This window comes from Propionispora hippei DSM 15287, assembly GCF_900141835.1.
GTDB lineage: Bacteria > Bacillota > Negativicutes > Propionisporales > Propionisporaceae > Propionispora > Propionispora hippei.
Genome location: NZ_FQZD01000008.1, coordinates 107,933 through 123,140 on the forward strand (window position 1 = coordinate 107,933; position 15,208 = coordinate 123,140).

The window sequence follows — 15,208 nt, forward strand, 5'->3', positions numbered from 1 at the left end:
CCGGGGGAGTAGCCGGAAAAGACCGGGGAGGAAGCGCTATGCAAGACCTGATAAGTGTTGGTATTGATGTGGGAACTACCACAACGCAGCTTATTTTCAGCCGGATCAGGGTGCAAAATACGGCGGCGCCCTGGATGATCCCGGAGCTGAAAATTACCGGAAAGGAGGTTATTTATCAAAGTCCGGTTTATTTTACGCCGCTGCTGGCGACGGATACTATCGACGCGGCAGGTTTGCAGGACATGATTGCCGGAGAATACAAAACGGCCGGCTTTCACAAGGAGGAGGTTTCTACCGGTGCCGTTATCATTACCGGCGAAACGGCCCGTAAAGAAAACGCGGCAGAAGTGGCGCTGGTACTGGCGGAATTTGCCGGAGATTTTGTCGTGGCCACCGCCGGTCCTGATCTGGAGGCCGTATTGGCCGGCTGTGGAGCCGGCGCCCAAGAGGCGTCAAAGCGATTGTCCGGAAGGGTTATGAACATGGATATCGGCGGAGGTACCAGTAATGGAGCGGTGTTTTGGGAGGGCGAAGTGGTAGACGCGTTTGCCCTGGATATTGGCGCCAGGCTGATTCGCTTTGACAGTGAGGGAAGGGTGACGCATATCGCGGAGCGGATTAAACCGCTGTTGGCTGTTCTGGGCGTACCGCTTGCCTTTGACCGGATACCGGAACTGGCTGAGTTACGGCAGGTGACCGATGCCCTGGCCGATGTCTTTTGGCGGCTTCAACAGCAGCATCCTTTGCCGCCGGAAACCCGGGAACTGTTTATTCACCACCCTCACCAGGGGCTGGCCGTAGAACATATGCTGTTTTCCGGTGGTGTGGCCGAGGACATTTATGATAGCCAGGGACCTGACAGAGACAAAGAACTGTTTCGCTTCCAGGATATCGGTCCGTTGCTTGGCAGGTCGATTCGGGATAAATATTGGGAAAAGGGGACACCTCTCCTGGAGCCTAAGGAAAAAATCCGGGCCACTGTTATCGGGGCAGGCAGTCATGCCTTTACTATAAGCGGCAGTACGGTGTTTTTGACGGAGGATTTGCTGCCGCTTAAGAATGTGCCGATTGTCAGACCCTTTGCCGGAGTGGAAGACCTGGACGGACTGGGCGCGGCGATTGCTTTTCAGATCAGGCTGTACGGCGACGAGCAGGTGGCCATTGCATTTTCGGGGCCCCGGTCGCCCTCCTACCGGCAGATACAGGCGATGGCTGCCGACATTGTTGAGGGAATGAGCTTGAGTACCAGACCGCTCGTCGTTATTGTAGAACACGATTTTGCCAAAGCGTTGGGGCAGGCGCTGCGCGGCCTGGTGCAAGGAACGAAGAAAATCCTTTGCCTGGACGGGATTCGGGTAAAGGGCGGTGACTATGTGGATATAGGAAACCCGGTGGCCCAGGCCGTGCCGGTTATTGTAAAAACCTTGATTTTTAGCTGACAAAAGAGGTGCGCTATGCTGTTGAGAACAAAATTATTTGGAAAGACCTATCGCTTTAAAGACGTAAAAGAAGTGCTGGCTAAAGCCAACGAGGAAAAATCCGGCGATCAGCTCGCGGGTATTGCGGCGGCCGATATGGCGGAGCGGGTTGCGGCGAAGGTGGTGCTTGCCGAGCTGACGCTGGAGGATTTAAGAAACAATCCGGTGGTGCCCTATGAGGAAGATGAGGTCACCCGGGTGATTCAGGACGCCGTGGTAGTCGAAGAATATAACAAGATCAAAGCGATGACGGTTGGTGATTTCCGGGAATTCATTCTTAAGGCCGAAGGACAGACGCTGCAGTCCGTCAGCAGCGGATTAACGGCGGAAATGATAGCCGGTGTGGCAAAATTGATGAGTAATTTGGACCTGGTCTATGGGGCCAGAAAAATAGAAAATACGGCGACCTGCAATACGACGATCGGCCGGAAAGGGACGTTTTCTTCCCGGCTTCAGCCCAATCATGCCACTGATGATATTGAGGGAATTATGGCCTCTGTGATGGAAGGGATCAGCTATGGCATCGGTGACGCTGTTATTGGACTCAATCCGGTGGTTGATACGGTAGAAAGCATTTCGCTCATTCTACGCAAATTCAAAGAATTTATGCTTACCTGGGATATACCGACGCAAAACTGCGTATTGGCCCATGTAACCACTCAGATGGAAGCGCTGAAGCAGGGAGCGCCAATGGATTTGATGTTCCAGAGTATTGCCGGCTCGCAAAAGTCAAACGAAGCGTTCGGCATTCATATGGCCTTGATGGATGAGGCCTATCAATTGATGGGGCAGCGAAAGAGTTCGACCGGCAGCAATTATATGTATTTTGAAACAGGTCAGGGTTCGGAGCTTTCCTCAGAGGGGCATCATCAGGCTGATCAGGTGACGATGGAGGCCCGGTGCTATGGTTTTGCCAGAAGGTATAAACCGTTCCTGGTCAATACGGTGGTAGGCTTCATTGGTCCTGAATATTTGTATGACGGCAAACAGGTCATCCGGGCTGGCCTGGAAGATCACTTTATGGGTAAACTAAGCGGGCTGCCGATGGGAGTGGATGTTTGCTATACCAATCATATGAAGGCTGACCAGAATGATCTGGAAAATCTGGCACTTTTGCTGGCTTCTGCTGATTGCACTTATTTTATGGGAATCCCCGGTGGCGACGATGTCATGCTTATGTACCAGACGACCAGCCATCACGATGTGGCGGCTATCCGGGAGATTACCGGTAAAGGTCCCATCGCCGAGTTTGCCGCCCGGATGGAGAGCCTTCGGATAATGAGAGGCAACCGACTGACCGAACGGGCCGGTGACCCGTCAATATTTATGATTCCGGGGTGAGAAGGATGAAACAGGATGAAATTCAGGATATTGCCGCCATAGATTATACCGACAGGGTGACCATTGACCAGCCTTATGATTATGAAATCTGCCGGCGGATGAAAAAAACGACCAATTCCCGAATTTGCATCGGCCGGGCCGCCGACCGGTTTAAAACGGAAACGCTGCTCCGGTTCCGGGCCGACCATGCCGTGGCCGTCGATTCGGTATGGTCCGATGTGGATGAAGCCTTGATCGATGAGTTAGGGTTTTTTAAAGTACAAACACTGGTGCGCGATAAGGAAGAGTATATTACCAGGCCGGACCTGGGACGGCTGTTTTCCGAAGAAACACTGCAAAGGGTAAAGAATAGCTGCGTAGCGGCGCCGGAGGTGCAGATTCTCGTTGCCGATGGACTAAGCTCCCATGCTATTACCGCCAATATCGGGGATATCTATCCGGTTATTGTCGATGGACTGACGGCGGAGGGCTACCGCTTGGGAACGCCAATTTTTATTAAATATGGCCGGGTGGCTACCATGGATAAAATAAGCCAGGCCCTCGCCGCAAAGGTGACCATTCTGCTGATCGGGGAACGGCCCGGACTGGCTACCGGCGAAAGCATGAGCTCATACCTGGCCTATGAAGCAAGCCCTCTTAAGCCCGAGCATCAACGCAACGTGATCTCCAATATCTATAAGAAAGGCACGCCGCCGGTGGAGGCCGGGGCGCAAATTGTGCAAATGGCCTGTTTGATGATGAAAGAGAAAAAGAGCGGTATTGAACTTAAGCTGTAGGAGAGAAAAGATGGAAATCAGAAGGATTATTTTGCTTGCCTTTTTCATTGGATTAAGCTATATGGGAGCGGCGGTTAAAATATTAGGCACCATCGCATTTGATTCCATGCCGGCTTTTTTAGCCGCCTTACTGCTAGGGCCGGCGGGCGGCGCTGCGGTCGGGGCGGCCGGTCACTTTTTCACAGCCGCGTTATCGGGTTTTCCGTTGACCTTGCCGGTGCATGTTCTAATTATGGGCGAGATGGCGTTGGCCGCTGCGGCTGTGAGCTGGATCTACCGCCGGCTGCGGGAACAGCCGCGGGCCAAACGAGTGGCCGGTATGGCTGCAGTGGCGGCCGGTTGCCTGATTAACGGCCCCCTGTCATTGCTGCTGTTATACCCCTGGCTGCTGCCAGTCATGGGGCGGGCGGCGCTGTTAGCTTATCTGCCGGTGCTGACCGCCGCAGCTTTGATGAATATCGGACTGGCCTTCGGTTTACTCCGGGTTTTGCCGGGTTTTGTCAAAGTGAATGGGAAGGCAGGCAGCAACTGTGAAGATTGAAAAAGTCCGGGATCTTACCCTGATCGAGCTGGAAAAGGGAAGCACTTTAGTGATTGCCTGCGATAGCTGCGGTGGTATCGGATTAAAGGACTGCGATGTATTGAAGGTGCCGCCGGAGGTGACCGGCAGATATACGGCCCGGGTCGTCCTGCTGGAGGTGTTATGTGCGGGAGCCCAAGTCGTATGTCTGGCCAATGCGGTTTGCAACGAGATGAAGCCTACCGGGCATGCTGTCATCCGGGGTATTCAGGCCGAACTCGAACTGGCGGAAATTGAGCAGGTGGTACTGACCGGCAGTACGGAGGAGAATTTCGCCACCTTTGCCACCGGTCTTGGCGTTACAGCGGTCGGGGTGGTTGAAACTGCCCGGCTGCGGGTCAAGCGCTGCCGGGCCGGCCTAACCGTTGTGGCAGTGGGAGCGCCCCTGGTCGGCGAGGAAGTGCTGCAGGCGCAGCTTGTGGGCTATTGCACCATCCGGGAGTTGCTTGCCCACCCTGGCGTGTATGAAATGGTACCGGTGGGTTCAAAAGGTATCCTGGCCGAAGCAGAGCTGTTGGCTGCCTGCCATGAACTGACGTTTATTCCGGAGCAGGCGGTACAGATTGACATGAAAAAATCGGCGGGGCCGAATACGGTAATTCTGGCAGCGGTGGATGAACGGTTTTTGGCAAGGCCTGTCCGGCATGCCGCCCTGGAAGTTATCGGAGAGTTGGCAGCAAAGCAGTGAGACAGAAAAAAATAAACAATGCTCGCAGGCAAGGCCCTGGTGGGGACCGCAACATGGTGTCCGGCCAGGGCTTTTTTTCGTAGAATAGGCGAAAAATAAGTGAGAAAAAAGTGAAAATAACCTATTGCAATTTTCTAAAAACTATATTAAGATTAAAACAAGATAACAAAAGTTACTAATCGTCACATATGTGACGGTGAAGCGGCTCACACAGAAAGGGTATGGTTATGCTTCCTGTAGATAAGCGACTATTGATTAAAGTAGCGCAGATGTATTATCTGGAGAATAAGAATCAGCATGAAATTGCCGCCCGATTCGGCATTAACCGTACTACTGTCAGCAAGTATCTGAAAAAAGCCATGTTGGCCGGTCTGGTGCAGATATCGATTGTCAACGACGAGTATGAAGACCTGGAAAACCAACTGGAGAAAACCTTTGGTTTGAAGGAAGCCTATATTGTGGATAAGGCCGCTGACTTGGGTAAGGCGGGCATCCGGTTTTTGCGGCGGGTGATTACCGACGGTGATATTGTCGGCTTTGCCTGGGGCAAGACGATGGCCTCCGTGGCTGATGCGGCTATGACGGAAGCCTGTGACCCAGTAGGCGCCGATATGATTCCCCTGGTGGGCGGCCCGGAGAATGTGGACAGTGAATATCATGTCAACACGATTACCTATAAAGTTGCCAATGCCTTTAAGGCCAAGAGCCACTATTTGTATGCGCCGGCTATTGCCGGTTCGGTCGAGGCCAAGGAGATCATGACTCAGGATGCCAACTGCCGTAAGGTCATTGATCTGTGGGAGCGGGTCAGCATTGCCGTTGTCGGTGTCGGTACGCCGCTAAGACATTCCAATCTGGTCTGGTCAGGGACTTTTGGTAAAGAATATGTTGACGCTTTACAGGAGGCCGGCGTGGTGGGTGATGTTTGCTCCCGCTTCTACGATGTGGAAGGCCGGCTGGTTGACACGGTACTAACCGACCGTACCATCGCCATCGACCTGGAGACGCTGAAGAAGGCGAACTACTCTGTCGGTGTAGCCGCCTCGCCGGAAAAGGTGCCGGCCATTTACGGTGCTTTAAGGGGACGGTTTATGAATGTGCTGATCGCCGATGCAGCTACCGCCAGATTATTGCTAGCCTTCCGGCCGGAAAGACATAATCCGGGCAGCGGCTGAATATATAGGGAGTAAGGGAGCTTTCATAGACTGAGTTCTTTTGCGCTTTTTGCTACCGGGAGACAAAGACAACGCGGGCAGGAGGGGGTTGCTTTGGCCAACAAAATGAAAACGCTGCAACCGGGCGACAAGATATACAGTTTATTCGAGTACAAGGAAGTCCTGATACGCGGTAAGGCGGAGCAGTTTCTGATCAAGATTGAGAAGGTTCCTAATGAAGATAAGGACATAAATGAAAAGACATTTTGTCAGCATGTAAGAGCCATGGGCTAAGCACTGATTGCTTATCTCATGGCTTTTTATTATTTACCTCCGGTTTTTTTATGGAGGCATTCTATGTGTGGAAAGTGGAGGAATGATCATGTCAAAAGTTGCATTAGTAGTAGGTGGCGGCCGGGGGCTGGGCTCCCACTTAAGCCGCCGGATGGCTAAAGAAGGTTATGCGGTAGCCGTTGCCGATCTGGTGGAAGAAAACGCGCAGCAGGTGGCGGCCGCTCTGACGGCGGACGGATACCGGGCGATGGCTGTTAAGGTCAATGTCTGTTCCGAAACCGAGATTAAAACCATGGTAGGTCAGGTAGTCGGGGAGCTGGGAAAAATTGATTCGTTGATTTATAATGTGGGGGCAACCATCAGTGCTAAAATTACCGAGTTTGAGCTTAAAAACTTTCAATTTTTGCTGGATGTCAATCTAACGGGCTATTTTCTCTGTGCCCGGGAAGTGGCCAAGGTCATGATTGCGCAGGGCATCCAGGGCTCGATCATTGTAATTAATTCCAAAACAGGCAAAGTGGGCAGTAAGTTCAATCCCGGCTATTCGGCGGCTAAATTCGGCGCTGTCGGTCTGACGCAGAGCCTGGCGCTGGACCTGGCGGAACACAAAATCCGGGTAAACTCCATGATGCTGGGCAACATGCTCAATTCGGAAATGTTTGAAGGGCTGATTCCGCAGTATGCCATTAAGCTCGGCATTCCTGAGTCGGAAGTGAAAAAGGCTTATATGGAAAAAGTACCGTTAAAACGGGGCTGTGAAGTAGAGGATGTGGCCAATGTCGTAGCTTTCTATTCATCCGAACAAGCCTGTTATCTGACCGGCCAGGCAATCAACATAACCGGCGGACAGGTGATGCATTAGTAAAGGAGGGGAAGGGCCTATGTGGAAACTATTCTTGCTGGCGGCGGGGCTGTGGGGGTTACAAGGTTTGCTGGGCTTTTATCAGATGAAGCACTTTAACAGCCATTTTAAAGCGCTAAGGCAGCAGGGAAGAGTGGTGGTCGGCCGTTCTAAAGGCCGGTTTGTCGCCGGCGTGGTGGTGCTGTTCTGTCTGGACGGGCAGGGACGAATTATCAAAGCGGAAAGGATGGCCGGCGTATCCAGCTTTGCCCGGCTGCGGTCCTTTTCCCTGTTTGATGGTTGTGACTTGTTTAATCTGCCGGACAATCCGGTCGGGGCATCCGGGCCGGATAAGCAAACCTGGAAGGCTGTTCTAAACGCGGTGGAAAACTACCGGTCGTTTATGGAAGCAAATAACCACGCAAGCAGGGAGGTGAAGCCGGCCGCAGGTGAACAAGTAACTGCCTAACCGTAATCATACAATATGAATTCAGAAGGAGAGAAGAATGGTATGGATACTCTAATTTGGCTCGCGACAGGTTTTATCGGTATGTTTGATGCCGGCGCCAAGGTATTCGTCGGTATGTTTTCCGGAATTGTTCCTAAATTAATCATGCTGCTGGTGGCGATGAATGCGCTCATCCGCTTTGTCGGACAGGAAAAGGTGGAGAAGCTGGCTCATATGTGCGGCGGCAATCCGCTTTCCCGTTATCTGATTCTGCCGGTAGTTGGCACCTTTTTCTTCTGCAATCCGATGACCTTATCCTTAGGCAAATTCATGCCGGAAAAATACAAACCCAGCTATTATGCGGCCGGCTCCTTTTCCTGCCACACGCTGAACGGTCTGTTTCCCCATGTTAATCCCGGTGAACTGTTTGTTTTCCTGGGCATTGCTGCCGGTATCACCCAGTTGGGTCTGCCTACCGTTGATCTGGCTGTCCGTTACTTCCTGGTGGGTGTGGTGACCAACTTTTTCCGGGGCTGGGTTACCGACTTTACGACAGCCTATGTGGAGAAACAGCAGGGTATCCAGCTCAAAACCGAGGTTACCACAACACAATCGGGGCTAAACGCCTAGAAGGGAGCAAACAAAGATGGCAAACTATCATTCGATAACCGTTACAGCCGGCAGAGGCGGCTTCGGAGGACCTTTAGTGATTACGCCTGATGAAACCAAAAATAAAGTGGTCAATATTACCGGCGGGGTTATATCGCCGGTGGCGCAGCGGATTGCCGAACTGAGCGGCTGCACGCTGGTGGACGGGTTTAAAACCAAAGTGCCTGATCAGGAAATTGCCTGCGTCATTATCGATTGCGGCGGCACACTGCGCTGCGGCATTTATCCGCAAAAACGCATTCCCACTATCAATCTGATGCCGTCCGGCCCCAGCGGCCCTTTGGCCGAGTATATTAAAGCAGACATTTACGTGTCGGACGTCAAAGAGGACAATGTACAGCAAAGCGGCGAAGGGGTGCAGGCGCCGGTCTACCAGACAGCGCCGGTCAAACAGCCGAAATATGACACCAGCAAAAAGATCAGCCAGCAAAGCGGCGGTTTCATGGCTAAGATCGGCAAATTTATGGGCTCGATTACCGGCACGTTTTATCAGGCCGGCCGGGACACTATCAATACCATTATGCGGACTATCCTACCCTTCATGGCCTTTGTCTGCATGCTGATTGGCGTGGTGTTGAGCACCGGTGTGGGCGATGCCTTCGCTAAAATGCTGACGCCGCTGGCCGGCACGGTACAAGGTCTGTTGCTCCTATCGGTGATTTGCTCCTTCCCGCTGCTCTCTCCATTCCTCGGGCCAGGGGCGGTTATTGCCCAGGTTATCGGTGTTCTGGTGGGCGTGGAAATTGGCAAGGGAACCGTTCCTCCCCATCTGGCTTTGCCGGCGCTGTTCGCTATCAACTCTCAGGCAGCCTGCGACTTTATTCCGGTAGGCCTGGGGTTGGCGGAAGCCGAGGCGGAAACGGTGGAAGTCGGCGTGCCGTCGGTGCTGTATTCCCGGTTTATTACCGGTCCGACTACGGTATTTATCGCCTGGCTGGCAAGCTTCGGGTTGTATTCCAATTAGTTTAGAATGTCAATATGGCAATGAAGGTAGCAGGTTTATACCTTCATTGCCATTTTTATCGGAATGAGCATATAGATTGGGAGGATGGTTTCAATGTCACTCGTGTATCAGACTAGGGTTACGGGAATTGGCGAACTGGCGGCGGTTTTTTCCGGTGAAAAAATGATTATTCTGTTCAAGGATAATGCGCCGGAGGAATTGGCTGACTATTGCATCCTGCACAGCGGCAATACTATGTATGGATCAATTCAGGCCGGTGACTGGCTGCGGATTGGCGATAAGGAATTTCGCATTACGTTTGTCGGCGACGAAGTGGAGCAGAATCTTAGCAATTTGGGACATATTACGCTCCGGTTTGACGGACAGACGGACGGCCTGGGCGGCAGTGTGTATCTGGAAGACAGTGAACTGCCGCAGCTTCAGGTGGGAGATTGCATTTCCGTCGCAAGGAAATAAGGCAGTCGGGCGAAAAAAATTCTCGCCGGCCCGGTACGCTTATTTAATTAGCAGGGTTTCTGGTTCAAGGTCCGAATCTTTAATCTTAAAAGGAGTGATGAGGGACCGATGAAAACCAGAGCACTTAGACTGTATGGAAAACAGGATTTACGTTTAGACGAATTTGAACTGCCCCCATTGCGGGACGATGAAATATTGGCCAGAGTAATTACCGACAGTGTATGCATGTCGACCTATAAGACGGTGCTGCAGGGGAGCGAGCACCGTAGGGTTCCCAAGGATATTGCGAAAAATCCCATCATTGTCGGCCATGAATGCTGCGGCGAGATTCTGGCTGTGGGGAAGAAATGGCAGGCTAAGTACAAGGCAGGCGGCAGGTTTGCCATTCAGCCTACGCTGAACTATCAGGGAAGCCCTTTCGGACCCGGGTATTCATACCGGTTTGTCGGCGGCAATGCGACCTATATCGTGATTCCCAACGAAGTGATGGAAATGGACTGTCTGCTCAATTTTAAAGGCGACGCCTATTTTAAGGGATCGCTGGCCGAGCCATTGTCTTCCATTGTGGCTGCCTGCAAGGCCAGCTACCATACGGTGGAAGGCAGCTACCGGCACGAAATGGGTATTAAGCCTAAGGGCAATATGATTATTTTAAACGGGTCCGGTCCGATGGGTTTTCTGGCCGTCGATTATGCCATTCATGCCGAACGCAAACCGGAGCTGCTGGTGGTAACAGGAACTAATGAAGCAAAGCTCAGCCGGGCCCGGCGCTATAACTCGGTTAAGAAGGCGGCGGAGCACGGCATTACTCTGGTCTATGCCAATACCGGACAGGTCGGTGATGTAAAGAAACATCTGCTGGAGCTTACGGCAGGCCAGGGCTATGACGATGTATTTGTCTATGCGCCGTTAAAGGAAAGTGCCGAGCTGGGCGGCGCGCTATTAGGCAAGGATGGCTGCCTCAATTTTTTTGCCGGACCGACAGATAAGAGTTTTACGGCCGAGTTGAACTACTATGATATTCACTACCGCGGCACCCATGTGGTCGGCACCAGCGGCGGCTATCCGGAGGATATGAAGGAAGCCCTGGCGCTGATTGAAGAGGGGCTGATTAATCCGGCGACCATTGTGACCCATATCGGCGGCTTGAACAGTGCAAAGGATACCATTTTGAACTTGCCAGCTATTGATGGCGGCAAGAAGCTGATCTATAGCGGTATAGACCTGGAACTGACGCCACTCAGTGCGTTTGCCGAGTTAGGAAAAAGTCAGCCGCTCTTTCGCGGACTGCAGGCCATTTTGGAGCGGAACGACGACCTGTGGTGCGCCGAAGCCGAAGCCTATCTGCTGCAGCATGCTTTGGCTGGATTGAGAGAACGAAAATAAGAGGAGGCGGTCAGACTGAGGCGAGACGGTGGAGTGTGGCGCTTTTACAGTCCTGCCGTACTGCCGGCAACGGCAGAATACATGGCGGCAGACCGGGTGGTTCGGCTTAATCCGGCGCTTATTACCCTGTTGGACGGCCGTATTGATGCGGTACCGGTGACTGTATTGCAACAGGAAGTGACAGAGCAGGTACGACATTTATTCTCCCGCAGGAAAGTCATGACCTTTCATTGCGACATTAATTTTCCCGATTACGGCGGGTTTGGTGAACCGGCCCCCTGTAGCAATCAGGCGGTGTTTACTCCGGATTTTCTGGCCGGGCTGGCGGCGGATATCCGCTGCCAGGGCGGCTATCTTAATCTGCATATGTTGACCGACCGGCCGCTGGAACGCTGGCGGGAGTACCAAGGTGTCTCGCCGGCTGCCGTGTGCTATCAACTGGATGCGGTGCCCGATCCTGTGTATCACCGGCAGTTGCTGGACAGTATCAATGAGCAAGGCAGCTGCGCCAGCCCGGTGATTGAAATTTTCGGTTCTGACAGCCGGCCGGCCCGAGCGCCAGCGGACACATTTTCTCAGGTTCAGCCATTTTTGAGGGAACTGCCGATGCTGACCTTTCAGGCCGAAGCCACGGCAGCCCGTTCAAGCTTTGCGGCCGGTGGCCTGGCTTCATTTGCAGTTAAAGAATACATCGCTTATTATCAAGAACGCTATAATGGTGCCATCCAGCTGCAGGGTGGCGTCAAACCGGGAACGATACGGGATGCCGCCGCGTTAGGCGCAGACTTTCTCGTCTGCGGCACAGCCATCTTTCGGAGCGGAACGAACAGCCCGGCGGAGATGGTTGATCGGCTGCTGTGGGAATTGGCCGCCGAGAAATAAAAAACAATAGTAAAGTAAAATATAGGAAACCACGCATGAGGAATTAAGTCCACTGCGTGGTTTTTCTATGTTCTGGAGGAGTTTACATATTTCTTATAACTGAGAACTTGGTATAATGTAATTTAGTTATGTTCTGGATGAAAATGGAATTTTATCATAGCCATATCATACACTGCGTTTTTGTAAAGCAACGCCTGCCGGAAACTGTATGAAGATTTCGGAAAATGTAAGCCGCCATACGAACAGGCCGGTAAATGGCTTTGCGACGGGAAAAAGTAATTTGTGTTTTTGTATGGCACGGCATTTGCAAAGTATAGTTAAGAGAAGAGAGGTCATGAAATGGATTTAAAGGAAAAGCTGGTAAACATTATACGGTCGGAAAATCCCAAGGACCCTTTTACCGATGTGCGTTTGGCTAAAATGCTGTCCACCACCCGGGAGACGGTGACCATGCTGCGCAAGGAGCTTTCCCTGGGCAATTCGCGGGAACGGCGTAAACCGTACCTAAAGAAAGCCATCGAGGAGTTGTTCCGGCAAAGCAGTAAAATGACGGTGGCTGAGGCGACTAAGCGATTGATGGAACGGGGTTTTGACATCTCCCGCCATGTAGTGGAAGAGCTGCTCAGGGAGACGGGCATTCCGGCACCGGTGGAGGAGGCTTGTGTCAGGGATACGGTCAATCCGTTTCAGGCACTGGTCGGCTGCCACGGCAGTCTGGAAAAACCGGTCAATCAGGCCAAGTCGGCCATTTTGTACCCTCCCTTTGGACTGCCTACGCTGATTATTGGGGAAAGCGGGGTGGGAAAAACCCAGTTTGCCGAATGTATGTATAATTTTGCCAGGCAGAAACAGGTGATTGCCGACGACAGGCCGTTTATTGTATTCAACTGCGCCGACTATGGCGACAATCCGCAGTTACTGCTGTCCTTGCTGTATGGCTATAAGAAGGGGGCTTTTACCGGCGCCGACAGTGACACGGAAGGTTTAGTTGAGCAGGCCCATAACGGAGTGCTGTTTTTGGATGAAATCCACCGGTTGCCACCTAAAGGGCAGGAGATCCTGTTTTCCATTCTTGACCGGGGGCAGTTTCGGCGGCTGGGAGAAACCAAGGATGAACGGCGGGTCAATATCATCTTTATCGGTGCCACTACGGAAAATATTGAGTCCAGCCTGCTGCTCAGCTTCCGGCGGCGCATTCCGATGATCATTTCGATTCCTTCGCTTCAGCAGCGTTCGTTCTTGGAAAAGGTGGAGATTATTTACGACTTCTTTCAACAGGAGTGCAGCCGGGTCAATGAAAAGGTGTTCGTCGAGGCCAAGGTGATTGAAATCCTGTCACTGAAACGGTTTGGCGGCAATATCGGTCAGCTAAAGAGTACCATTCAGGTGATCTGCGCCAGGGCATTTATGAAATACATTGGCAAAAATGAGGAGTTTATCAGCATTGGCTACGAGGATGTGCTGGAGACCAACACTATGCAGCAGGATTTTGCCCTGGAGGATGTCAATGTGGTGAAAGTCCGCAAGTACATCCAGGATATGATGTTTATTCCTTTCCTTAATAATAAAGCCAGCTTCATCAAGCACATGCAGGAAGGCTCTTACTCGCTGCCGGAGGACTTTTACCGGCAGATGGAACAGAAATACAAAGAACTGACCAAGTTTAATATGGACTCCCGGGAAGTGGAAGAGATTCTGTGGAGTTTCATTATCAACAAGTTCAATAATCTGGAATTAAGCGGCAATACCAAGTCCAAGTATGTTTCGCTCAACGAGCTGGTCAATATTGTGGATAAGGACATTATTGAGCTGGTTAAGGAACTGCGGCTGCAGCTCATCCAGGAGCGGCTGTACCATGATGTGAACGAAAGCATTTTTACTCATTTGGCCATTCACTTGGAGGAAACGGTCAAACGCATCCGGCTGAAGCAGCAGATCATCAATATCAACCTGCCTAAGATCAAACAGGACTTTTCACGGGAGTATCAGTTGGCGGTGCAGTTTGCCGGACAACTGGCAGCACGCAAGCAACTGGAGCTGGTGGAGGATGAAATCGGCTTTATTGCCATGTATATTAAGGCCGCTATTGAGAAAAAGCCCTTTGAAAACCGGGTCAGTGTCGTGGTGGTATCTCATGGACGCATTGCCACCGAGATTGTTACGGTGGTCAAGGAATTGCTGGGGGTGCAGTTCCCGGTGGCTATCGATATGCCGCTCAATGAGGCGCCTTCCATTATCTATGAAAAGATTATCGGCATATCCCAAATTATTGATGAGGGAAAGGGCATTCTTTTCCTGGTTGATATGGGTTCACTAACCAATGTGGGCAAGATCGTCACAGACAAGCTGGCGATTCCCACCCGGACACTGGACAGGGTGGATCTGGTAACGGTGATTGAGGCCGTTCGCAAGGCGTCCATCCCGGAAAACGAGCTGGACGAAATTTACTCCAGCCTGCTCAAATCCCGTTATAATTATCCGGTTTTGACCATTAATGAACCGGCCCGGCCGTTGGCGCTGGTGGCGGTCTGCCTGACCGGTGAGGGTACAGCCTGCCATATCCGGCGGCTGCTGGAGGAGAAGTATCCCGGGGTAACGGTTTTCCAGGTCGGGGCGATGGATGAGCAGCTAAAAAACAAGTTGGTCGAGATCCAGCAGAATTATCAAATTCTGGCCCTGATCGGTACCATCAACCCGGAAATTGAAGGGCTCCATTTCATCGTCTATGAGCCGGGCATGGCCAAAGCGGGTATCCGCGAACTGGATTATGTGCTGGCGGCGCAGCAGGTGGATGAACTGGCGGGCTTTTCCAAGGACGATCTGATCGTGTTTGAGTCGGACGCCCGTTCGCAGAAGGAACTAATTGAGGTCATGTGCCTGCTGATGATCAACAAAGGCTATGTCCGGAAGGAATTTTTAGAATCGGTATTCCGGCGGGAGGCTATCGCCCCTACCTTTATGAAGGGCGGCATTGCCTTTCCCCATGGCGATTCGCTGGCCGTACATAAATCGGCCATCGTGGTTGCCAGGCTGAAGCAGCCTATTATCTGGGGCAGCGGCCCGGTCGAAATGGCTTGTTTACCGGCCTTTAAGGTGAATGATAAGAAGATGGTCAAGGGGATTTTGCGGCCATTCCTAAAAATGCAGCTGATTGACAGTTTGAAACAAAGCAAAAATATGCTTGAGCTAAAAGAAACGCTCTATCGGGAGATGCGAAGCAGTTCCTAATGGCGATAGCAGATAAAAAACTA

Annotated in this window: 15 protein-coding genes; all 15 read left to right on the forward strand. The window is 52.0% G+C overall.

The window, feature by feature from the left end:
• Positions 1-38 precede the first annotated feature (38 nt).
• The 15 genes from F3H20_RS05975 (at position 39) to F3H20_RS06045 (ending at position 15,185) form a co-directional block, all read left to right on the forward strand.
• Complete coding sequence (locus F3H20_RS05975) at positions 39-1,439, forward strand: ethanolamine ammonia-lyase reactivating factor EutA (protein ID WP_149734034.1); 1,401 nt, start codon at positions 39-41, stop codon at positions 1,437-1,439.
• 15 nt (positions 1,440-1,454) lie between these two features.
• A complete protein-coding gene (locus F3H20_RS05980; RefSeq protein ID WP_149734035.1) occupies positions 1,455-2,819 on the forward strand; it encodes an ethanolamine ammonia-lyase subunit EutB in 1,365 nt (454 codons plus the stop codon).
• 5 nt (positions 2,820-2,824) lie between these two features.
• Positions 2,825-3,595: an ethanolamine ammonia-lyase subunit EutC gene (gene eutC, locus F3H20_RS05985; RefSeq protein WP_149734036.1), complete on the forward strand. Its 771-nt coding sequence runs from the start codon at positions 2,825-2,827 to the stop codon at positions 3,593-3,595.
• 10 nt (positions 3,596-3,605) lie between these two features.
• Positions 3,606-4,136: an ECF transporter S component gene (locus F3H20_RS05990; protein WP_149734037.1), complete on the forward strand. Its 531-nt coding sequence runs from the start codon at positions 3,606-3,608 to the stop codon at positions 4,134-4,136.
• On the forward strand, positions 4,126-4,863 hold the full coding sequence (locus F3H20_RS05995) for an alpha-ribazole-5-phosphate synthase (RefSeq protein WP_149734038.1): 738 nt from the start codon (positions 4,126-4,128) through the stop codon (positions 4,861-4,863). The genes F3H20_RS05990 and F3H20_RS05995 overlap by 11 nt, the downstream gene beginning before the upstream one ends.
• A gap of 227 nt (positions 4,864-5,090) precedes the next feature.
• On the forward strand, positions 5,091-6,038 hold the full coding sequence (locus F3H20_RS06000; RefSeq protein WP_149734039.1) for a sugar-binding transcriptional regulator: 948 nt from the start codon (positions 5,091-5,093) through the stop codon (positions 6,036-6,038).
• A gap of 93 nt (positions 6,039-6,131) precedes the next feature.
• Entirely contained in the window at positions 6,132-6,311 is a 180-nt protein-coding gene (locus F3H20_RS06005; RefSeq protein WP_149734040.1) for a hypothetical protein, read from the forward strand.
• 88 nt (positions 6,312-6,399) lie between these two features.
• Positions 6,400-7,173 (forward strand): sorbitol-6-phosphate dehydrogenase, encoded by a 774-nt coding sequence (gene srlD / locus F3H20_RS06010; RefSeq protein WP_149734041.1) that lies wholly within the window; start codon positions 6,400-6,402, stop codon positions 7,171-7,173.
• 19 nt (positions 7,174-7,192) lie between these two features.
• Positions 7,193-7,621 (forward strand): transcriptional regulator GutM, encoded by a 429-nt coding sequence (locus tag F3H20_RS06015; RefSeq protein ID WP_149734042.1) that lies wholly within the window; start codon positions 7,193-7,195, stop codon positions 7,619-7,621.
• Between the two features lie 42 nt (positions 7,622-7,663).
• Positions 7,664-8,230 (forward strand): PTS glucitol/sorbitol transporter subunit IIC, encoded by a 567-nt coding sequence (gene srlA / locus F3H20_RS06020; protein WP_091747042.1) that lies wholly within the window; start codon positions 7,664-7,666, stop codon positions 8,228-8,230.
• 16 nt (positions 8,231-8,246) lie between these two features.
• Positions 8,247-9,233, forward strand: a complete 987-nt coding sequence (gene srlE / locus F3H20_RS06025; RefSeq protein WP_149734043.1) for a PTS glucitol/sorbitol transporter subunit IIB — start codon at positions 8,247-8,249, stop codon at positions 9,231-9,233.
• A gap of 93 nt (positions 9,234-9,326) precedes the next feature.
• Complete coding sequence (locus F3H20_RS06030) at positions 9,327-9,689, forward strand: PTS glucitol/sorbitol transporter subunit IIA (protein WP_149734044.1); 363 nt, start codon at positions 9,327-9,329, stop codon at positions 9,687-9,689.
• A gap of 108 nt (positions 9,690-9,797) precedes the next feature.
• Positions 9,798-11,075, forward strand: a complete 1,278-nt coding sequence (locus F3H20_RS06035; protein ID WP_149734045.1) for a zinc-binding dehydrogenase — start codon at positions 9,798-9,800, stop codon at positions 11,073-11,075.
• Between the two features lie 33 nt (positions 11,076-11,108).
• Positions 11,109-11,957 (forward strand): beta/alpha barrel domain-containing protein, encoded by an 849-nt coding sequence (locus tag F3H20_RS06040; RefSeq protein WP_149734046.1) that lies wholly within the window; start codon positions 11,109-11,111, stop codon positions 11,955-11,957.
• Positions 11,958-12,296: 339 nt separating this feature from the next.
• Complete coding sequence (locus tag F3H20_RS06045) at positions 12,297-15,185, forward strand: sigma 54-interacting transcriptional regulator (protein WP_149734047.1); 2,889 nt, start codon at positions 12,297-12,299, stop codon at positions 15,183-15,185.
• Positions 15,186-15,208 lie beyond the last annotated feature (23 nt).